General features: G+C 36.1%; 16 protein-coding genes. All 16 read right to left on the bottom strand.

Annotated features, from left to right (window positions below; all coding sequences use genetic code 11):
* Positions 1 to 18 precede the first annotated feature (18 nt).
* The 16 genes from Q0X14_RS14825 to Q0X14_RS14750 all read right to left on the bottom strand — a co-directional run bounded on the left by Q0X14_RS14825 (position 19) and on the right by Q0X14_RS14750 (position 21,632).
* The gene (locus tag Q0X14_RS14825; protein ID WP_297840320.1) at positions 19 to 666 is read right to left on the bottom strand and encodes a hypothetical protein; all 648 of its coding nucleotides are present in this window, start codon (positions 664 to 666) and stop codon (positions 19 to 21) included.
* The gene (locus Q0X14_RS14820; protein WP_297840317.1) at positions 663 to 3,752 is read right to left on the bottom strand and encodes a CusA/CzcA family heavy metal efflux RND transporter; all 3,090 of its coding nucleotides are present in this window, start codon (positions 3,750 to 3,752) and stop codon (positions 663 to 665) included. Before Q0X14_RS14820 ends, Q0X14_RS14825 begins: the two co-directional genes overlap by 4 nt.
* Positions 3,752 to 4,873, bottom strand: a complete 1,122-nt coding sequence (locus Q0X14_RS14815; protein ID WP_297840314.1) for an efflux RND transporter periplasmic adaptor subunit — start codon at positions 4,871 to 4,873, stop codon at positions 3,752 to 3,754. The genes Q0X14_RS14820 and Q0X14_RS14815 overlap by 1 nt, the downstream gene beginning before the upstream one ends.
* A 95-nt stretch (positions 4,874 to 4,968) precedes the next feature.
* A complete protein-coding gene (locus tag Q0X14_RS14810) occupies positions 4,969 to 6,240 on the bottom strand; it encodes a TolC family protein (protein ID WP_297840311.1) in 1,272 nt (423 codons plus the stop codon).
* Between the two features lie 81 nt (positions 6,241 to 6,321).
* Positions 6,322 to 6,654: a hypothetical protein gene (locus tag Q0X14_RS14805; RefSeq protein WP_297840307.1), complete on the bottom strand. Its 333-nt coding sequence runs from the start codon at positions 6,652 to 6,654 to the stop codon at positions 6,322 to 6,324.
* Positions 6,655 to 6,951: 297 nt separating this feature from the next.
* Positions 6,952 to 9,051, bottom strand: a complete 2,100-nt coding sequence (locus tag Q0X14_RS14800) for a heavy metal translocating P-type ATPase (protein ID WP_297840304.1) — start codon at positions 9,049 to 9,051, stop codon at positions 6,952 to 6,954.
* Positions 9,052 to 9,255: 204 nt separating this feature from the next.
* Entirely contained in the window at positions 9,256 to 11,493 is a 2,238-nt protein-coding gene (locus Q0X14_RS14795; RefSeq protein WP_297840301.1) for a multicopper oxidase domain-containing protein, read from the bottom strand.
* Positions 11,494 to 11,511: 18 nt separating this feature from the next.
* Entirely contained in the window at positions 11,512 to 11,997 is a 486-nt protein-coding gene (locus tag Q0X14_RS14790) for a heme-binding domain-containing protein (RefSeq protein ID WP_297840298.1), read from the bottom strand.
* Positions 11,994 to 12,587 carry a DUF3347 domain-containing protein gene (locus tag Q0X14_RS14785; RefSeq protein WP_297840295.1) on the bottom strand — a complete coding sequence of 198 codons (594 nt, stop codon included), beginning with the start codon at positions 12,585 to 12,587 and terminating at the stop codon, positions 11,994 to 11,996. The genes Q0X14_RS14790 and Q0X14_RS14785 overlap by 4 nt, the downstream gene beginning before the upstream one ends.
* Positions 12,588 to 12,813: 226 nt before the next feature.
* Positions 12,814 to 13,692, bottom strand: a complete 879-nt coding sequence (locus tag Q0X14_RS14780; protein ID WP_297840292.1) for a hypothetical protein — start codon at positions 13,690 to 13,692, stop codon at positions 12,814 to 12,816.
* The gene (locus Q0X14_RS14775; protein ID WP_297840290.1) at positions 13,689 to 14,144 is read right to left on the bottom strand and encodes a hypothetical protein; all 456 of its coding nucleotides are present in this window, start codon (positions 14,142 to 14,144) and stop codon (positions 13,689 to 13,691) included. The genes Q0X14_RS14780 and Q0X14_RS14775 overlap by 4 nt, the downstream gene beginning before the upstream one ends.
* A gap of 31 nt (positions 14,145 to 14,175) precedes the next feature.
* Positions 14,176 to 14,622, bottom strand: coding sequence for a heavy metal-binding domain-containing protein (locus Q0X14_RS14770; RefSeq protein WP_297840287.1), 447 nt, complete (start codon positions 14,620 to 14,622; stop codon positions 14,176 to 14,178).
* A 120-nt stretch (positions 14,623 to 14,742) separates the two neighbouring features.
* Positions 14,743 to 17,913: a CusA/CzcA family heavy metal efflux RND transporter gene (locus tag Q0X14_RS14765; RefSeq protein WP_297840285.1), complete on the bottom strand. Its 3,171-nt coding sequence runs from the start codon at positions 17,911 to 17,913 to the stop codon at positions 14,743 to 14,745.
* Between the two features lie 96 nt (positions 17,914 to 18,009).
* Positions 18,010 to 19,731, bottom strand: coding sequence for an efflux RND transporter periplasmic adaptor subunit (locus Q0X14_RS14760; protein WP_297840283.1), 1,722 nt, complete (start codon positions 19,729 to 19,731; stop codon positions 18,010 to 18,012).
* A gap of 93 nt (positions 19,732 to 19,824) precedes the next feature.
* Entirely contained in the window at positions 19,825 to 21,081 is a 1,257-nt protein-coding gene (locus tag Q0X14_RS14755) for a TolC family protein (protein WP_297840280.1), read from the bottom strand.
* A 113-nt stretch (positions 21,082 to 21,194) separates the two neighbouring features.
* A complete protein-coding gene (locus Q0X14_RS14750; protein ID WP_297840277.1) occupies positions 21,195 to 21,632 on the bottom strand; it encodes a hypothetical protein in 438 nt (145 codons plus the stop codon).
* Positions 21,633 to 21,676 lie beyond the last annotated feature (44 nt).

The raw sequence follows: 21,676 nt of genomic DNA, 5'->3' as shown, positions 1-21,676 counted from the left end.
ACCTATTGATTCTTTTCTTTAACTAATAAAATATCCGGCAATTCCCAGAATGATTAATAAAGCACCTGTAATTGTTTTTTCATGGTGTTCAAGGAAATGTGACTTTATCTTTTTCACACCTTTCTTTCCAAGCCACACAAGCAGAAGCATTCCGGCAATGGTAATTACAGTATAGATAATCGAAACCGAAATTATTCCTTGCCAGCCGAGTTTGCTTGCAACAAAAAAATATGCTTCAATTTCAAGACAAGGAGAAAAGAACATCGAAATTGTAAGTGTAAGAATTATTGCTTTAGTTGTTCTCTTTTTAACTTCATCAATATTAATTTCATGAGAATGATGATGGTGATGATGATGTTTGTTTGCCCTGATACTCAGCACAAGATAAACACTTCCAAGAAGAATCAAGATGCCTGGTGCAATCACTCCAACAATAAATGAATAGGAACCGGATAATTTATAACCGAGGAATCCCACAATTATTCCAATAATTATTGTACTAAGCGTATGTGCAAAACCAGAAATTGCTGTAATCCCGAGTGTTAGTTTTTCACTCCACTTTTCTGCTTTTGAAAGAGCCACCAACGGAATCCAGTGATTTGGTATTGATGCGTGAACAATGCTCAATAAAAAAGCGCCTAATATTATTTGAGATAAGCCGGTCATAATTCCCTTTCTTCTTTCTTTTTTTCTACCCAATCAAAAATAGTTGGCAGCACTACCAGTGTTAACAATGTTGAAGTAATTAAGCCGCCGATTACAACTGTAGCAAGCGGTCTCTGCACTTCTGCACCGGGAGAAGTTGAAATCGCCATTGGAATAAATCCTAAAGAAGCCACCAGTGCTGTAGTTATAACCGGACGCAAACGAATTTCAGAACCTTTGATAACCGCATCTCTGATATTCATTCCTTCTTTAATAAGTGTGTTATAATAAGTAAGCATAACAACTCCGTTAAGAACTGCCACTCCAAACAAAGCAATGAATCCAACGCCGGCGGATATTGAAAACGGAATATCTCTTATCCACAATGCAACAACACCACCCACAACCGCAAAAGGAATTCCCGTAAAAATTATCAGTGCCTGCCGGATTGAATTAACTGAAACAAATAATAAAATAAATATTAATCCTAATGCTATCGGGACAACAATATATAATCTTTCAGTTGCTCTTTCAAGATTTTCAAACTCACCACCATATTTAATCTGATAACCAACCGGAAGATAAATTTGTTTATCAATCTTTATTTGTAATTCTTCAACATAACTTTGTAAATCTCTTTCACGAACATTGCTTTCAGTAACAATCATTCTTCTTCCCGCCGAGTGAGAAATTTCTGCAGGTCCTTCAATCATCATAAAATCCGCAACATCACCAAGACGAATGAGGTTCCCGTTATTAGCTGATGGAACGAGTAAATTCTGTATTGATTCAATATTATTGCTTGATTGCTGATTCAATTTTACAACGAGGTCAAATTGCTTTTCTCCCTCATAAATTTTCCCCACATTTGTGCCTGCAAGCGCAGTCTCAATTAGAATATTTACATCAGAAACATTTATTCCATATCGGGCAATTTTATTTCTATCAATTACTATCCGAAGCTGAGGGAGACCTTCTGTCTGCTGGACACGAATATCAGCAGAACCCTTTATTCTCTGCATCAATTCAGCGACATCATTTGCAATGCGTGCAAGAGTATCGAGATCCTCGCCAAAAATTTTCACACCCACATCCGAACGAACCCCTGCAATTAATTCATTGAAGCGCATTTCAATCGGCTGTGAAAATCCTCCACCAATACCGGGAATTCTGTTCATCACTTCAGTCATCTTAGCGATCATTTCGTCTTTTGTTTTTGCAGTTTTCCATTCCTCTCGTGGTAGCATCTTTATATAAACATCGCTTTGATAAATACTCATCGGATCGGTTGCAATTTCAGGTCTGCCGGTTTTGGTAACAACGCTTATGACTTCAGGTATGGATTTTAATTCAGCTTCAAGCATCTGTGCAGTATGAATTGATTCGGTAAGAGAAATACTGGGCAATCGTCTTAATTCAATAAGTATATCACCTTCATCAAGTGTAGGAATAAATTCTCCTCCTAATCTAGTGAACAAAATCAGTGAAGCAATAAAGATTAAAGCTACACTTGCAACCACAATTATCTTATGCTTTAATGCAAAGAGAAGAGTTTTATTATAACGGGGTTTCAGGAATTTTATTACCGGACTTTCTTTCTCCGCTACCTTTCCATTCTTAAAGAAGAAAGTGCTTGCAACCGGAACATAAGTTAAAGTCAGGAACAACGCACCAATAAGAGCAAAGACGACAGTGTAAGCCATTGGTTTGAACATTTTTCCTTCAGTTCCCTGCAGAGTTAGAATTGGAAGATAAACAATGATAATTATTGAAACTCCAAATACAAGTGGTCTTCCGACTTCTAAAAAAGAACCGATTAATGTTTGTTGCACACCTTCAGTTTTTTTGGTTGAATGTTGTCTTTCATGAAGTTTACGAATTGCATTTTCCATCAGTACAACTGCACCGTCAACAATAATTCCAAAATCAATTGCTCCAAGCGACATGAGATTACCGGAGATCCCATTAAGCTTCATCATAATTAATGCAAATAACATTGATAGAGGAATAACTGACGCAACGATAAAACCACCGCGCAGATTCATCAGCAGAAGGAAAAGTATCAGGATAACAAGCAAACCACCTTCGGTAAGGTTTCTGATCACTGTCCGGATTGTTTTTTCAACCAATTCTGTTCTTTCATAGAAAGGAACGATACGAACTCCTGAGGGAAGATTTTTTTCTATTTCTTTCACACGCTCTTTGACTCTCTCTGTAACTAATCTTGCATTTTCACCTTTAAGCATCATAGTCATTCCGGCAACAATTTCAGTTTTGCCATTTAAGGTTGCAGCACCCTGACGAATCGCTGCGCCTTCCTGAACCTGAGCAACATCTTTTACAAAAATCGGAATTCCATCATTAGCTTTAACAATAATGTTTTCGATATCAGATATTGTTTTGGCAAGTCCTTCGCCAACAACAATGTATTGCTCCTGTTTATGCTCAATGTATCCACCAGGAGCGTTTGCGTTGTTTTTTTCAACTGCTTCAATTACATCACGCAGGGAAAGGTTATACTTCAAAAGTTTTTGCGGATCAATTTGAACCTGGTACTGTTTCAGCTCGCCGCCAAAAGTATTAATTTCTGCCAATCCAGGTATTCCAGCAAGTTGTTTGGAAATTATCCAGTCCTGAATTGAACGAAGTTCCATCGGAGTATAACCTTCACCAACAACCTGATATTGATAAACTTCACCAAGCCCTGTTGTTACTGGTCCAAGTTCCGGTTCAAGTCCTGCGGGTAAATCCCCTTTTGCTTCCTGAAGCCGTTCAAATACGAGCTGCCTTCCAAAATAAGTATCAACATTTTCTTTAAATATTACTGTTACTGCCGATAGACCAAACTTTGAAACAGAACGAACTTCTTCAATGTCAGGAAGGTTTTGCATTGCGACTTCGATAGGATATGAAACAAGCCGTTCAATTTCCTGTGGTGCTAACGCAGGTGCAACAGTAAATATCTGAACCTGGTTTGTAGTAATGTCAGGAACAGCATCAATCGGTAATTGGTTGGAGGCAATAATTCCGCCGATAATCAAGGCAATAACTCCGAGCATTACAAACATTCTTTGGCGGACTGCGAAGAGAATTATTTTATTAATCATCAGTGTTCATCCTCCATAAAGGTTTCTTTTGAAAGCTCGGATTTAAGATAAAATGTTCCTCTTGTTACAACTTTTTCTCCGGCTTTTAGCCCATTAAGAATTTCGGTATAATCTTTAGTTTCTTTACCTAAGCTGATTTCTCTTCTTTGAAATGTAGTATCATTTAATGCGACAAAAACATAAGCACCATTTTTCTCTTTCATAATTGCAGTGGTGGAAACTTTCGGATTTTTGCCTCCAAGTTTTGAAAAGACTTTAACGGTTACAAACATTTCCGGTTTCAGTTTGCTGGCTGTGTTAGATACTTCAAATCTTGCCTTGATTGTGCGGGAAGCAGATTCAACCACATCATAAATTCTTGTCAGCTTAGCTTTGAATGAATCATTTGGATAGGCAGCGGGAATTACTTCGCCGGTTATTCCTTCTCTTATTAAAGTCAGATCTTTTTCAAAAACATCTGCAAGCACCCAAAGGTTCTGAAGATTTGCAAGAATGAAAAAATCCTGACCAACATCAACAAATTCCCCAAGACGAGCTTCACCGCTTATCAATGTTCCTGCAAAAGGTGCACGAACAGGAAGCAAGGTTAATGGAGAATGATTATCAGCAAGATTCTGAATTTCTTTTTGGTTTAATCCAATTACTTCAAGTTTCTTTTTCGCTGATTCATAAATTGATTTTGCGGTTGCATATTCTGGATCGTTTTCGTTTATTCTCTTTAATCTCTCTTCTGCCTGAATAAATTCGGATTGCATCGCCAGAAAATCCTGGCTGTAAAGTTCAAGAATAACATCATCCTTATTCACACGATCCGAAATAAGTGCACGAACCTTTTCGATTCTACCTCTGATGCGTGAAGTAATGTGGGCAGTTAATGCTTCATTCAAGGCAATTCTACCCGAAAGAATCAGAGGGATATCAACTTCTTTAATTTCAACAGTTTCTGTTTTTAAATCAATATGTTGAATCTGGTGAGAAGTGAGAGCAATTTCGCTTTTTACATCTGTGTGGTTTCTTTCAGGATAATTCTTGCTTTCATTGTTTTCATCTGTTTGATTGTCACAACTAACAAACAGAAAAGCAGTTGTTATTAAGTAAATTAGAATTAATCTTTTATTCATTTTGTCTCCTTAAAAATTTTTATAACCAATATTTCAATAATTGACCTGTTAAAGATGCTGGATTCTGATAGAAAACTTTATCCGTGCAAATCAGATTAATCAGTTAAATCCGTGTTCCATTTTTCTGCTGCAGTTTCAAGCTCAGCTAATGCAACAAGTGTATTGTAAACTGTGCGTGAATATTCGACTTTGGTTGCACGATATGTTCTGTAAATATCAAACAGATTCAGCAAATCAATCTGATTGTTTTGATATGCAGTAATTCCGGCACGAAGTTCATCTTCAATATCTCTCAGGAGTGAGGTATCAAACAATCTCAACTGTTCTTCGGCAAAGAGAAGATTATTAAGCGCTGTTCTGATCCTTTGAGTAACTTTTATTTTAGCAGACTGATAACGAACTTCAGCAATAGAAAGATTAGCTTCTGCTTCCTGAACATCACCTTGCACTCCGGTTGAATAAAACATTGGCAGAGATAGGCCTATCTTTAATCCAAAATATTGATCAAAACCTTTTAACGGCAGTGATTGACGATTCTGAAATGCCAGACCAAAGTTAAAATCGGGCAAGGCATTTTTCTGAGAAAGGGATAAAGCTGATTTATTCTGCTGTACCTGAAGTTCAATTATTTTCAGAAAGTTACTTTGAGAAGAGTAAAATTCAATGATAGTATCATTTTTTATTTCTGAATATTTATAGCTTAAAGAGTCAGTGAATTTAAACCCGGTTCCGTAGTCATTTCCTAAAAGAATATTTAATTGTGCTATTACCTGCTGATAATTTTTCCGTGCCTCAAAAAGCTCATTCTTTAATCTTGCTGTTTCTACCTTTGCACGAATAACATCAAGATAGCTGCTAGTACCAGCTTGATAGCGGTCGGTAACCTGAGCAAGAAAATCATTAAGAAGATTTATGTTTGATTCAATGCTCTCAACTATCTGATTTGCGAGAAGTCCTCTGTAATAAATCTTCTTAACTTGAGCTGTAATTAATTTTTTAACTCTTTCATAATTTAATTCGGCAATTCGTTTCTGATTTTCTGCAGCCTGAATTCTATTACTTCTTTTCCCGAAAAACTCAATCGGCTGATTAAAGTTTATATCGAGCTCGCCGGCGTTTCCAAATTCATAAATATTCGGAATCTCGTTTACTTCAAATGAAAGCTCTGCATTTTGTATTCTTCCTGCCTGAAGAACTTTTCCCACGGAAGCCTCAATTTCTTTTGAAGCAGAAATTATTTCGGGGTTGTACTGCAGACTAATTTCGATTGCTTTGTCCAGAGATAATTTTATAACATTGTTAGTATCCTGTGCATATACATTTGTTACTAAACAAACTGATATGAACAAAAAGAAAGTTTTAAGCATAGGCGCTCCTTAACTGATAAATAATATTAATTGATTCCGAAGGAAAAAAAATTTAATTTGAAATCAGGAAGTGACTTAAAATCAAATTAGTAAAGTTCTGTTTAAGAGATAAGTAGAGGGAAGTACTAAATGATAAAAGCAAAAATTTTGGTGTTTCTCGTAAAGTTCTTTCTGAAGTTCAAATTTTAGCAATGATGGACAGATGAAATCAATATGAATAAAAACCTGAGTCGCATTTTTATCGCTTATTGAAGTTTTTACAGAGGCTTCCTTGATCAGTTTACAATAATCATAAGTTTGTTGACATTCGCTTTTACCTTCAAACTGTTCTAATATTTCAGAATGAATAAAGTTGAAAGCCAGAGCAAACAAAAAAATTGCAGGTAATATTTTAAGAATAAAAGATCGTCTCATATGAATTTCTGAAGCAAATATAATAAAACGGTTATTTAATATGCATCCATTCTATAATGAACCAGTAATTGCAGACTAGATTTCCGCTTTTAATCATCTTAAAATTTTCTGTCCCTTCTTTAACTGAATCTTATACTGCATCTGTTGAATCCAAACCGTGCAGGTTTTTTATCGCCTGCACTTCAGAAGACACAAATAATTTCTTCGGATGAATTGTAAAAGTTAAAATCCGGACTCAGAACGTTTTCTAATTAAATGATACAATTAACAATAAATTTGTAATTGATAACTAAATACTTAGGATATTTTTAACAATCGGGCATTTATTGCTACAATAATTGTACTTAGTGACATCAGTACAGCTCCAAGTGCGGGACTAAGAATTATACCTTCTGAGTAAAGCACTCCTGCAGCCAGTGGTATTGCAATAATATTATAACCCGTTGCCCAAATTAAATTCTGAACCATTTTGTTATAAGTTGCTTTTGCGAATTTAATTAATGAAACAACATCTTTCGGATTGCTTTTTACTAGGATAATGTCCGCAGTCTCAACAGCTACATCTGTTCCTGTACCAATAGCAATACCTATATCAGCTTGTGCTAGTGCGGGTGCATCGTTCACTCCATCCCCTGTCATTGCCACAATCATCCCACGACTCTGCACCTCTTTAACTTTCTCTGCTTTCTTATCGGGCAGCACTTCCGCAAAATAATCATCTAGTTGAATTTCATCAGCAACCCATTTTGCAACCTTCTTGTTATCACCGGTAAGCATCATTGTTTTTATTCCTAACTCTTTAAGTTGTTTTATTGCTTCTTTTGATTCTTCCCTGATAATGTCAGCTAAGGCAATAGCACCAATTACTTTGTTATCAATAAGAACAAATACAACGGTTTTACCCTGAGCAGATAATTTTTCAATCTTATCTTTTTCTTGAAATTCAATTTTATTCTCTTCAAGATAGCCGGGACTAACTACTTTTACATCTTTTCCATTCACATTTCCTTCGGCACCTTTGCCCGGTATAGAATTAAAATTCTTTACTTCAAATTTTTCTTTTGTTGAATTAACAATTCCCTGTGCAATCGGATGTTCTGATTCTGATTCAACTGCTGCAGCATATTTTAGAATTTCTTTTTCGTCAAAGTTTTCATCAAAAGAAATTGTTTCTGTTACTCCGAACTCACCTTTTGTTAATGTTCCTGTCTTATCAAAAATAATTGCCTGAATATTCCTTGCTTGTTCAAAGGCGTTTCTGTTTCTAATTAATAATCCATGTTTCGCAGAAAGTGCTGTAGAAACTGCAACAACTAAGGGAATCGCAAGCCCAAGTGCATGAGGACAGGTTATAACCATTACTGTTACTGTTCGCGATAATGCAAAGTTGAAACTTTCGCCGGTGAACATAAGCCAGACAAACATTGTAATTGCACCAGCGCTGATTGCAATAATCGTTAACCAGAATGCTGCTCTGTTCGCAAGGTTTTGAGTTTTGGATTTACTTTCCTGTGCTTCCTTAACCAGCATTACTATCTGTGAAAGAAAAGTTTCATCACCAATTTTCTCAACCTCAATTTTGATTGAACCTTCACCGTTTATCGATCCGCCGATTACATTATCACCTACACTTTTGGAAACAGGTTTTGATTCGCCTGTGATCATCGCTTCATTAATTGATGTCTTTCCTTCATAGATTTTTCCATCAGCAGGAATTTTCTCTCCGGGTTTAATTAATAATTTATCTTTATGCTTAAGTTCTGAAACAGGAACATCAGCAATATTTCCAGTATCATCAATTTTATGAGCTTCGTCTGGCATAAGTCTGGCAAGTTCTTCAAGTGCTTTTGAAGCTCCCATTACCGATTTCATTTCAATCCAGTGACCCAGAAGCATAATATCAATCAGCGTTGCAAGTTCCCAGAAAAAGACTTCGCCTTTAACTCCGAAAACAACGGCACTGCTGTAGAAATAAGCAACTGAAATTGCAAGTGCAATTAAAGTCATCATTCCGGGCTGCTTGTTTTTCAGTTCATCAACCAGACCTTTTAAGAAAGGATAGCCGCCATAGAAATAGACGAAAGTGGAAAGAACAAACAATACATAACTATCACCAGTGAAACGCAAAGCTTCTTTAAGCCCGAGAAAATGATGGATCATTGGTGAGATAATAAGAATCGGGATTGTAACTATAACTGAAACCCAGAACCGCTTACGGAATCCTTCAATCGTATGTCCCTCATGTTCAGAATGGCTATGTCCGCTATGCTTTTGCTTTTTATGATCCATGGTTTTATCAGAAACTTTGCCAGCATGTTCTGAATGATGCATTTCTGAGTGACTATGGTGCTCCATATGTTCATTATGGTGATGATTATGTTTGTGATCCTGATTCATAGCTTCCTCCTTAAAAAATAGGATGCTTGTTAATAACCAAAATTAAGTCTACAGCAAGATTCGATTAAAAGAATTGTCTGATTCTTCTTTATAATAAGAACAAATTATTAATGATGGTGTTCACATCAATATGAGAATGATTTTCATCAGAATGTCGTGATTTCATTTGTTTCCTAACATAGTTAAAACCAGATATTTTAACTTTTAGTATGTAACAGTTATTCCCACACCTAAGCCCATATCGCTGTCATAATGTGTAGAGGCTGAAAAATATTTTGTAAGAATGTACCGGAAACCCGCCATGTATTCTTTATCTGTATTTACCATCATGTTGAAACGTAAACGGCTTGTTATAGATATATCTTCCCTGCTTAATTGAAAACGGAACTTACCATCACTATCAACTCTTGCATCAGCAATAAACAGCAAAGGTAATGTATATGCAATACCAGCTACAATTGTTTGGCGATCATTTTTATTACTCTTTTGACCAAACATATTTTTTTCTTCATCGCCAAAAATATTTTTTGGTCCGCCTTCTTTTTTAAAATGATAATCAAAGCCGATGTAAGGAAACAACCACTGCATATGGTCAAGATATCGCCCGATAAATGTTTCACTCTCATAGCTATGCTCGTCGTGATAACCCAGATGCCATATAGTTTGCAGTTTCCAGCGGGTATTGGAATACATAGCTTCTCCATCACTTCCATTGCTTTCCACACCTGCCCGCCCCATAAGATGAAATTCACGATCATCATCATAAAGTCTTTGAATAGCATTTTCAGGATCAGACAGATCAGGATTCGGAGGAGAATTTTCGTAGCTGAAAACCCTGCCCATTCCTGACATCATGTGGTAAAGAATATGGCAGTGAAAAAACCAATCTCCGCCCGGCTCTGAAGCAGCAAATTCTATTGTATCTCTTTCCATTGGCATAATGTCAATAATATTTTTCATAATTGCATATTCACCTTGTCCGTTCAGCAATCTGAAATCATGACCGTGCAAGTGCATTGGATGGCGCATCATACTATTATTGAAAAGAATTATTCTAAGATTTTCAACTTTCCTGATTAGTATTTTATCGCTTTCAGAAAGTGTTTTATTATCCATTGACCAAACATAGCGGTTCATATTTCCGGTCAATTCAAATTTCAATTCTCTGACTGGTCCATCAGGCAAAGTTGTTTTTTTGGTACTCTTCAGCATCTCGTAGTTCAGTGTTACAATATCCTGCTCTTCCTGATTTTGATGATGATGTCCCATCTCCTGCATATCTATATCTTCCATTTCATTATAACCTGTGATTTCCGGATACATAACAGTATTCATATCCATCTGCTGATTCTGCATCCTCATTCCTTCCATTTCAATAATATTGCCGTTCATATCCATCATATCATTCATCATTTTCATTCCGGCAAAATATTTCAACTTTGGCAGTTTTTGTGCGGGAACCTTTTCCCCGCTTCCTAACCACAAAGAAGCTGACCCTGTACGGTCTTCCGGGGTTACGAGAAATTCATAACTTTTGTTTTCGGGAATGGTGACAATCACATCATAAGTTTCTGAGACAGCTATAATTAATCTATCAACTTCAACCGGTTCTACATCATTACCGTCGGTGGCAACAACAGTAATTTTACCACCAGAGTAAGTAAGCCAAAAGTAATCTGATGCACCTGCATTGGAGATACGCAGCCGTACTTTGTCACTTGCTTTAAACTGCGGTTCTTCATTTTGGTTTTTCCCGTTTATCAAAAAATTATCATAATATACATCGCTTACATCCATCGCATTCATCCGCTTCCACTCATTGGTGATTTTAGTTCCCAAATGTCCGCTGATCAATGCTTCTCCATAACTTTGAGTTGCACCCTTTTGAATTGCAAACCAATCGGAAGCTGCTTTAAGACTTCGGTGTACTTCTTCCGGATTTATATTTGTCCATTCACTTAGTACAAGGTTCAATGTCGGTATTTCCGGTTCATCGTTTCTTTTAAGCATTATAAAAGCGCCGTACATACCAATTTGTTCCTGGAAACGTGAGTGGCTGTGATACCAATGCGTACCGTGCTGAATGATCGGGAATTTATATAAATGAGTTGTATGTGGTGCAATAGGATTCTGTGTGAGATTTGGAACACCATCATACCTGTTAGGAAGAAAGAGGCCGTGCCAGTGCAGTGATGTTTCTTCATCCAGATTATTGTGAACCCATATTTCTGCTGTGTCGCCTTCCGTAAATGTTAATGTAGGCATTGGAATTTGTCCGTTTACTGCTATAGCACGTTTTTCTTCTCCGCCAAGTGTAACGATTGTATCAGCAATGTATAAATCGTAACGGACAGTTTTCCCGGATGTGGTTGGGATAAGTTGGGCAAAGATTGTTATCGAAGTCCAAATGAAGAATAACAGAGTGATAATAGTTTTTTTCATAAAGATATTATTAAGTTTTTATCTATTTAAAGAAAGACTGTCTCTTGTATTTCTGATCCAGTTAATTAGCCGTTCTTTCTGTTCCTCGGACAGTTGCGCTTCTTTGTGTAGCAGCCGATATGCAGGCAAAGGCATAGCATCATTTTTAATTTGAGTCTCAATTCCCCGCAGCTTGCTTATTTGTCTTCTTTTAGAAAGAGAACCAAACTCACTGAAATTAATTTGAGCTTTGCCATTCTTAATATCATTTGCTAAAAACCATCCTATCGGTTGAATATTAGAATACCACGGATAGTTGGTATTATTACTATGACAATCATAACATGCATTTTTTATAAGAGTATGCACATCTGCCGGAATATTGAATGTTTTTGATATATCCGTTTGAAATAGCTGACCGCTGATATTACGGTCAGGTCGTATAAATTGGATCGCAATAAATATGACAAGCAATGCAGCCAGTATCCTAAGTGATATTTTTTTTACTGCAGTTCCGGAAGTCATTTTATTTCTTCCTTAACAGATCCACAGGTAAGCATCTTTTTACCATAATACGGATTCTTTATTGTTTTAGATTCGCTTAACCAATAAGCTCCTTTCTTATCATTGTACATAGGGCAAAAAAGCTTATATAAAACCTGGCCGCCGCCAAATTCTTTTACCAGATCGTACACATCTGTAGTGAGCATATCAAAATGTTCCCTTTGATGATCTATCTTGCCGGCATTCTCACTTATATGTTCTGCATTTTCTTTAGCATCTTCTTCAACATCTTCATAAAATTTCCTTTGTTCAGGACTTAAAGAATTTTTATCCAGTTTTCCTAACGCAGCAACTAATTCTTTACCGGAGGCTGCTGCATCTTTCGAATTGTCATTCACCAAGGCATTTTTCAGATGCAGATAATGTTCTATAATTTCTTTCATTGATGCAGTTATTTTAGGGCTAACATTATGTGAAGCAGATGTCGTATCGCCCTTTGTTGTAACAACAGTTGCATCTTTTTTGTTTTGATGCTGATGTTCTTGCTGGGCTGTTATAATAACACCGGAATACACAACAAAAACCAAAGCTAACACAATTACATTCTTCATTTCAGGACCTCCTTTAGTTGTTAATAATTTAGCGGGTTACTTTTTTGTATTAAACTATTGTTTGATTCGATAATAATATTACATAGCAATCTCTGTTTCATATTTTAAATATTTATTTACAGCAATCTTTCCCTTTGCTTGCTTTTTTAAACTTTCTAAAACCAATGAAAACGATAACACCAATGAAACCTAAACCAACAAGTATTTCCATAATCCCAACTTTTTTTTATAAAATAAAATTAAATCCTGCAGAAATTGTATAGTCAGAAGTTGAATTGTTCAATCCAACAGAGCCAATCATTGTATAACCCAGACCGGAATTTATCAAATATGTGTACCCAACTGATAGTTGTTTTGGGGAAGCAAATCCCGGTACAATGGTTGAGTACGAATCATATTCAATAAGCAACAGATGATTGCCTCCGCCAAAATTGTTACCAACGCCTGCACTAAATGTAATCGGATTCTCAATACTATCCTCTGAAGAATTTCCTAAGAATAAATATCCGGTTTGAACATAAAACAAAAAAGTTCCAATAAATTTTCTTGCACTTACTGCAAGATTAAAATCATATTTACCAGTACCGATGTTTAGGGAAGGTGAAGCTGTCGGAAATTTTACAAATCCGTCAGATGAAAAAGCCGGTAATGAATTTGTTTCTTTAACAAAAGTATAACTGCCATAAAGATACATATCTCCAATACCTGTATTCAGAGCCGACATTCCCAAACTTCCGTTCATCATTGATCCTTGACCACCCGAGCCATGCATACCCCCGCCAAAGTTATTTCCATTTCCACTTCCATTTGGAAAGTACATTCCTCCAAGTTGTGTATAAGAACCGGATGAGTTGAATACCAATGGTAAACTCAGGCTCAGGTAATAATCCTGAGCCTGATATCGGATTCCGCCGTACAGGTAATAAGCCATATTATGAGAACCATCAGACAAAGTTCCACCCACCGCAGTAAGAGAAGTGCTGACAGAAAACCTATCCTGTGCTGCTGTAGAAGAAAATGCGAGTGTGCCAATAAGAAAAATATGTGCAGCAGAAATACTGACAGATTTCTTATAGCAAGCTATTACTCTGATTCTCTTTTTCACTTTATCTTCTCTTGCTGTAATTGTTTCATCATTTCATCATAGTTATTCATCATTCCCTTCATATTATCCATCATCTCTTTCATCTGACTTTGCATCTTTTCATTCTTCATCATCTCATAATTTTTCATCATGTCATTCATATGATTCAGAAGGTTGTTCATTTCACCTGACATTTCATTCATGTTTTCCATAAAATTCATCATGTCTTTTGTATGCTGCATCTGTTCCATATTTTTCATTTGGTTGGTCATACTATTCATCTGTGCAGACATTTGATTCATGTGCTCCATCATTTGCTGCATTTGCATCATATTGTTCTGCATCATCTGATTCATATTATTATGCATATTATCATGCATCTGTTGAGCAGTGCCAGTAGTGTTCAGAAACAGAACTATCAATAATATAAACTGTACTCCTAAAGACTTTTTATTGTCTATAATCGTTAACATTTTTTTACCTTTCAATTTAGTTAATTACACTTTATTTCACTTTGAAATTGTGTTTGATAAGATTCTCTTTAGCTTTCTCCAGGGATACTTCTTTTAAAGTCATTCCACATTGAGGACATTCTCCGGGTTTATCGGAGATTACATTCCAGCACATCTGATCCTGATAAACTTTACCATCTTTGTTTTCATCAATTACTTTCAGATCAATTTCACCTTTACGAATAATTGAGCTTTCCGTTAGAGAATCAGATTTCATTTCATGATTCATATTGTCCATTTTTTTATCAGATTTCATTTCGGAATGCTTATTAGTGCTGTCTGCATCCATGTATGACATCTCCATGGTGGTATGTGATTTATGTCCTGAACAGCATCCTTTTGAACATTCTTTTTTCTCTGTTTCAGTTTTTTCCTGTGCAAGTGTAAATACACTGAATAAAGAAACAAGTGCGATTGTGATTACAAGTTGTTTTAACATTGTGTTACTCCTATTATTTTTGAATAAATGAGATACTCAGTCAATCTTAGTGCTTGCAATGTCTTTGTGGAGAGAAAAAAATTGTTATCACCACTAAGGCACTCAGGACACTAAGTTTCACTAAGAATCTTTAAAATTAATTATATGTTTCAACTCTCTTTTTTTAATCGAATAAAAAATTGCCGGATAAACAGTAAGTTCCATAATCATACTTGTTATTATTCCACCAACCATTGGTGCAGCAATGCGTTTCATTACATCTGAACCTGTGCCAATACCAATTACTATCGGAAGTAAACCAAGTAATGTAGTCATCACAGTCATCATCTTTGGCCTGATTCTTTTTACAGCACCTTCGAAAATTGCTTCACGGAGATCAGCTAAACTGTTCAACATTCCATTCTTCTTAAATTTTTCATAAGCGATATCAAGATATAGCAGCATCACAACTCCGGTTTCAGCATCAACACCAAGCAGAGCAATAATTCCAACCCAAACAGCTACTGATAAATTGAAACCAGCAAAATAAAGGTACCATATTGCTCCAACCATTGAGAAAGGCATCGCAAGTAACACTATTCCGGTTTTTGTAACCGACTTTGTATTCATATAGAGCAAAACAATTACAATCAACAGTGTTAATGGAATAACAAGCGCAAGATGTGCGGAAGCTCTTTCCATATATTCAAACTGTCCGCTCCATTTAATTGAATATCCGGCGGGTAGAACAAGGTTCTTATTTATTTCTTCCTTAGCATTTTTGATGTATGTACCAATATCAATATCCTGTATATCAACATAGACCCAGACATTTGGTCTTGCATTCTCTGATTTGATCATTGAAGGTCCGGTCCGGATAATAATTTTCCCAAGTTGAGCAAGAGGAACATTTCCACCCATCGGAAGCGAGACGAGCACACGCTCCAGCTGATCAATATTTTCTCTGTAATCTCTCTGATATCTCATATTAACAGGATATCTTTCCAAACCCTCAACGGTTTGGGTAAGATTCATCCCGCCAACAGCAGTCATAAAAACATCCTGAACATCACCAACTGTTAAACCATATCTTGCAATTGCGTTACGGTCAATCTCAAAGTCAACATAGTTTCCACCAAGTGATCTTTCAGCAAAGGATGAACGGGTTCCGGGAACATTTTTCATCAATGTTTCTACTTTTGCACCCAGAGAATCAAGTGTCATCAGATCAGGTCCGGCTATTTTAATTCCGATAGGAGTTTTAATTCCGGTTGAAAGCATATCAATTCTGGTCTTAATAGGCATTGTCCAGGCATTTGTCAATCCTGCAATGTGAACTGCTTTGTTCATCTCATCGACAAGTTTATCAGGGGTCATTCCCTCGCGCCACTGATCTCTGGGTTTAAGTCGAATCGTTGTTTCAATCATTGTTAAAGGTGCCGGGTCAGTGGCGGTTTCGGCCCTTCCGATTTTTCCGAATACTGATTCAACTTCGGGAAAAGTTTTAATGATTTTATCGGTCTGCTGCAGAATTTCTTTTGCTTTGGTAATTGAAATTCCCGGCAGAGTTGTTGGCATATAAAGTAAATCACCTTCGTACAATGGAGGCATAAATTCAGAGCCAAGTTTTGAGAAAGGAATTATAGTTATGAGAATAATAACCAGAGCTGTTCCCATTACCAACCATCTTTTCTCCATTACAAAATCAACAACCGGATGATATATTTTAACCAGAAGTTTTGTTATAGGATTTTCTTCTTCCTTTCTCAGTTTACCACGAACAAAATAACCGATTAAAATCGGAACTATTGTAACAGCGAGAATTGCTGCACCAGCCATTGCATAAGTTTTAGTGAATGCAAGAGGACGAAACATTCTGCCTTCCTGTTGTTCCAGTGTAAAAACAGGAAGAAAAGAAATTGTAATAACCAGAAGCGAATAAAAGATTGCCGGGCCGACCTCTTTTCCTGATTCAAGAATCACATTCCAATGTGTTCTTCTTTCATTCAGTGGTTTATCTTTTTCTGCAGATAGATGAGATGCAGCATTTTCAACCATAACAATTGATGCATCAACCATTGCACCTATTGCAATTGCGATTCCTCCGAGTGACATTATGTTAGCATTTATTCCCTGCAATCGCATAATTAAAAATGAAATGAGAACTGCAGTCGGAAGAGTAAAGATGGCAACAAAAGAACTTCTTATGTGAAGCAGAAAAGCTATTATTACCAAAGCAACTATTAATGTTTCTTCAAATAACTTGCCTTTAAGATTGTCAATAGCACTTTCAATAAGTGAAGACCTGTCATATGCGATATCAATTTTTATATCTTCAGGTAAGGATTTTTTTAACTCTTCAAGGCGTTCTTTTACTTTATTAATTACTGATAAGGCATTTTCACCATAACGGATTACAACTATTCCACCAACAGTTTCACCTTCACCATTCCAGTCTGCAATTCCTCTTCTCAATTCCGGACCAACATTTATGGTTGCTATGTCTTTTAAATAAATCGGAGAGCCTGTCATTGGTGAATTTCCGATTGCAATATTTTTCAGATCATCAATACCTTTTATATAGCCAAGCGCACGAACCATATATTCCATCTCACCCATTTCGATAATTCGTCCGCCAACATCGTTGTTGCTTCGCTTAATTGCCATTTCCACCATCTGTAATGGAATATTGTAATAAGCCAGCTTTGTCGGATCAATATTTACCTGATATTGTTTTACGAATCCACCAATAGAAGCAACTTCAGCAACACCTTCTATGGATGAGAGTTCATATCTTAAAAAGAAATCCTGAATTGAACGGAGTTCCTGCAAATCATGTTTATCAGAATTCAGTGCGTATTGAAAAACCCAGCCAAGTCCGGTTGCATCCGGGCCAAGCTGCATTTTAACTCCCGGCGGCATTTGTGCCTGAATCGTGCTGAGATATTCCAGTACTCTGCTTCTTGCCCAGTAAATGTCTGTTCCATCTTCAAAGATGATATAAACCATTGAAAGTCCGAACATCGAATAACCTCTAACATCTTTTGCATAAGGAACCGAAAGCATTTTTGTTGTGAGCGGATAAGTAACCTGATCTTCAACAATTCGTGGTCCCTGACCTTCGTATTCGGACATAATTATTACCTGCACATCACTTAAATCCGGAATTGCATCAACTTTGGTTGTTGTTAATGCCCAGATGCCAAGTGCAATAAGGGCAATGGTAAAAATGATTACTAAAAATTTATTATTGATTGACCATTCAATAAGTCTGGCAATCAATCCTTCTTTATTTTGACCTGATGTTATCATTTAATTTCTCCAAAATCTTTTTGATACTGTCGTTATCACACTTTATTCATAGAAGTGTGACAATCATCCTTCGCCAGGCTCAGGATGACAACGCAATTATTTTTTATATTCAAAACCATGTTTCTCAAGATTATTTTTCACCTGGTCAGTTGTATATTCTTTGAGTTTCATATTACACAAAGGACATCTTCCGGATTCATCTGAAATAACATTCCAATCCATCGGGCATTCCCAAAGTTTCCCATCTTTATTTTTATCAATCGATTGAACATCGATTACACCTTTGTGAACAATTGATAATGAATGATCATGATTTTCCATATTCATTTCCTTCATATCGTTTTTCATTTTGCTTTTTTCGTTTCTCGTTTCACTTTTTCCGTTTCTGGTCTCACTTTTATCTTCTTTCATTTTGTCTTTCACATTTATATCAGAAGAATGAATATGAGTTCCGGTCTGAAACTGACTTACCGCAGCTCTGAGGTTGCTTTCAGAATCAATTAAGAACTGAGCTGATGTTACAATTTTATTTCCTTCATTCAGTCCACTTAGTACCTGATAATAACCATCGGAGTAAATTCCAAGCGTTACCTGCTGCGGTTTAAATTTTCCATCTCCCAAATCAAGAATTACAAGATCCATTTTACCGCTTCGTATTACTGCATTTTCAGGAATGACTGGTGTAGGTTTTAATTCAGGACCTTCGATTACAACATTAGCAAACATTGATGGTTTAAGTTCGTTGTTTCTGTTCGGCACATCAATCCGGACTTTTACTGTTCGTGATTGCTCATCAAGTGTCGGATAAATAAATGAAACTTTACCCCGGTATGTTTTTCCCGGAAAGGATTTGAAGTTGATAATAGCATTTGAGCCGATTTTTATTTTGGGAATTTCGTATTCATAAACATCAGCAATCAGCCATAGATTGGACAGGTTTGCAATTTTGAGCAGAGGTTCACCTGCCATAATCTTTTGTCCTTCAAGAATATTTTTCTCAAGGACCGTGCCCGAATTTTGTGCATAAAGTGTTACTGTAGTTTTAACTTCACGGGTTTCTTTCAATCGTTTAATTTCCGAATCAGAAACATTAAGCAATTGAAGTTTTCTCACAGCATTCTTTAACATTTCATTACTACTGTTTTTAATTTCTTCAATTGAGATATCTTTAAGAGAATTCTGATAAGAAAGCGCTGTAAGTAATTCCTGTTGTGCTGAGACAAGCATTGGAGAGTATATCTCCATCAGTTTTGCACCTTTTGAAACCAACTGACCGGTGTAATTGACATATAGTTTTTCAATCCAGCCATCAACTTTTGTAGTAACGATATATTCCTGTGTTTCGTCAGTTACAAGAATACCGTTTGTCGTAACCTGCGAAGAAAGCTTCCTTAGTTCAACTATGGCAGTTTTGACATTCATATTCTGCTGGACCTGTGGATCGATAGTTACTACGCCTTCAGCACCGGCTTCATCTTCATAAACGGGTACATAATCCATTCCCATTTCATCTTTCTGCGGATGATCAGAAATTACATTAGGATTCATTGGATTCCGGTAGTAAAGAATTTTTCTCGGAGAGTCCTTTGTACCTTCTCCGGATTTTTGATTGTTATTCTTTATTGGCGTTAATTTCATTTCACAGATCGGACAGTTTCCCGGTTTATCAGAAATTATTTGCGGATGCATTCCGCATGTATAAAGCTGTTTTTCTCCTGATAAATTTTCAGAAGATGGACCTCCAGCAATAAATAAGAAGTAAACCGGTATAATTATTACTATTGCTAGTATTGATATGATTAAAATTTTCTTTTTCACTTTACTAACTCCTAAAATTTTTCTTTCATCTTAGTGAAATCATCCAATTCCTTTTCACCTCTCTTTTTTGGAGAGGGGCCGGAAGTGAGGATTTTACAATTTAGTTCCTGTTAAAAATTCAAGTTCAGCTATTTGTTTCAAGTAATCGGCTTTCAGACGATATAAATTCTTCTCAATTGCATAAAGATTATTCTGTGCTTCGATCACATTCATAAAATCAATTTCACCAACCTGATAAGAAGCAAGAGCCGAATTAAAATTTTCTTTTGCCTGAATTAGCGAACCTTGTTCAACAAGTTCAATTCTGTGTTTCAGAGAATTCAGTTTTGCAACTGCCATTCCGAATTCACGCTTAAGCATCTGAACTGAAGCCGAGTATTGTTCACGAAACATCTCCTGCATTGATTTAGTTTCCTCAACCATTGCACTTACCTTTCCACCATAATTCAAAGGAAGTGAAATATCCAGCATTAATGATATCATATTCTCCTGTGCCATTCCATCCGGTTGAATGTCTTCTCTGAAAGCATACTGAGCAGACAATCTGAACATCGGATAAAAGTCATATTCTGCAACAGATTGATTTAATTTTTCTTTTTCTTCTGCAATCTGAATTCCTCTGAGGTAAGGACGATTGGCTTCAGCTTTTGAGACTAATTCATCGATATTTATATGAGCAAAACTAATTTGAGGAAGTGAATCTGTTTCTAATTCAGTTGAAGGACTTCTCAGTAACAAAGAATTAATTGCAGAAAGTTGTTCCGCTTCTTCGCTATTTAAGGCTGCAATCATTTCCGACATTTTAGTAAGCTCGAGTTCAACTCTGAAAACATTCTGCTGACTTGCATCTGCAACAGAATACATCGATCTGACTACATCCAAAATTTGTTTCATCAACTGACGGGATTTTTCTGTCAGTTCAATTTCCTTTCGGATGTAGATCAACTCATAATAATTCTGAGTTAAATCTTTTATGATCTCGTTTCGTTTATCGTTGTATTCCTGTTTAACAATTTCCACATCTTTGCTGTTCGCATTTTCTTTTGCACTTAGTGTTCCCGGGAATGGAAATTCCTGGCTTAATCCGACAACTTTTGCAGTCATCATTTCTTTATTAAATGATAATGATGGAACCGGCAGACTCATCACACCAAGTGAAAGCATCGGATCAGGCAGGTTTGAGTTTTGCTGAATACGATTCTCTGAAGAGCGAATTTTTGCCTCGTACATTTTGAGCTCAGGGCTTACCTGCAAAGCAATATCAATCAAATCCTGAAGTGATTCTTTCTGAGCAAAAGTATTATTTATTAAAAGTGTCAGAACTATAATTAAAATTCTGATTTTGTTCATCTTAAACTTCCTTAAAATTATCTGAAAACTTTTGGAAAACTGTTAGAAATTTTCAATTTAAGTAAATGGATATACTTATCCCGAAAATTCCGAAGATGGAAAGATAAGTGAGATTAAATCAGAAATGAATGATTTGAAAGGTAAATGTCTGGTTTGTTAAAAGTTGGTGGAGAAAGATCTTTAAAGAAAAATCTTTTTGTGAAGTGTTCGGTCAGAATATTATCCGTTAAGAAATTAATGATGACTTCAAAGTTCGAAGTTCTGTTTGCCAGTTCAGTTTTAATCAAAAGAAATTGATCATCAACATTGAGATAAATAAAATTGATTTGACAACAGTCAGAATTTTCTGAAGAAATAATAGTTTTCCCTTCAATTGAATTTTCGGAACAGCAGGATGATTGCTCTTCATTTAACTCTACACTGCAAACATCACAGCTATTCATAGAGGTCTGTTCCATCATCTGGCAATAATGATAATACATCGGAATACCAGTGGTAGATACAAACAATAGCAATGAGAGACTTATTATTTCAATTTTTTTCTTCATCATCTGGTAACAAACATATAAATTTATTTGACCTATCACAAGAAGCA

It is taken from the genome of Ignavibacterium sp. (assembly GCF_025998815.1).
GTDB lineage: Bacteria > Bacteroidota > Ignavibacteria > Ignavibacteriales > Ignavibacteriaceae > Ignavibacterium.
Note: the sequence above shows the minus strand (reverse complement) of the source record. Positions and strands in the feature narration are given on the sequence as shown.

Bases quoted from the DNA above. Each gene is read 5' to 3' on its own strand.
- Q0X14_RS14825 (WP_297840320.1), bottom strand. From the start codon at position 666: ATGACCGGCTTATCTCAAATAATATTAGGCGCTTTTTTATTGAGCATT.
- Q0X14_RS14785 (WP_297840295.1), bottom strand. From the start codon at position 12,587: ATGAAGAATGTAATTGTGTTAGCTTTGGTTTTTGTTGTGTATTCCGGT.
- Q0X14_RS14765 (WP_297840285.1), bottom strand. From the start codon at position 17,913: ATGATAACATCAGGTCAAAATAAAGAAGGATTGATTGCCAGACTTATT.
- Q0X14_RS14755 (WP_297840280.1), bottom strand. From the start codon at position 21,081: ATGAACAAAATCAGAATTTTAATTATAGTTCTGACACTTTTAATAAAT.
- Q0X14_RS14800 (WP_297840304.1), bottom strand. From the start codon at position 9,051: ATGAATCAGGATCACAAACATAATCATCACCATAATGAACATATGGAG.
- Q0X14_RS14815 (WP_297840314.1), bottom strand. From the start codon at position 4,873: ATGAATAAAAGATTAATTCTAATTTACTTAATAACAACTGCTTTTCTG.
- Q0X14_RS14820 (WP_297840317.1), bottom strand. From the start codon at position 3,752: ATGATTAATAAAATAATTCTCTTCGCAGTCCGCCAAAGAATGTTTGTA.
- Q0X14_RS14805 (WP_297840307.1), bottom strand. From the start codon at position 6,654: ATGAGACGATCTTTTATTCTTAAAATATTACCTGCAATTTTTTTGTTT.
- Q0X14_RS14750 (WP_297840277.1), bottom strand. From the start codon at position 21,632: ATGATGAAGAAAAAAATTGAAATAATAAGTCTCTCATTGCTATTGTTT.
- Q0X14_RS14790 (WP_297840298.1), bottom strand. From the start codon at position 11,997: ATGACTTCCGGAACTGCAGTAAAAAAAATATCACTTAGGATACTGGCT.
- Q0X14_RS14770 (WP_297840287.1), bottom strand. From the start codon at position 14,622: ATGTTAAAACAACTTGTAATCACAATCGCACTTGTTTCTTTATTCAGT.
- Q0X14_RS14775 (WP_297840290.1), bottom strand. From the start codon at position 14,144: ATGTTAACGATTATAGACAATAAAAAGTCTTTAGGAGTACAGTTTATA.
- Q0X14_RS14795 (WP_297840301.1), bottom strand. From the start codon at position 11,493: ATGAAAAAAACTATTATCACTCTGTTATTCTTCATTTGGACTTCGATA.
- Q0X14_RS14810 (WP_297840311.1), bottom strand. From the start codon at position 6,240: ATGCTTAAAACTTTCTTTTTGTTCATATCAGTTTGTTTAGTAACAAAT.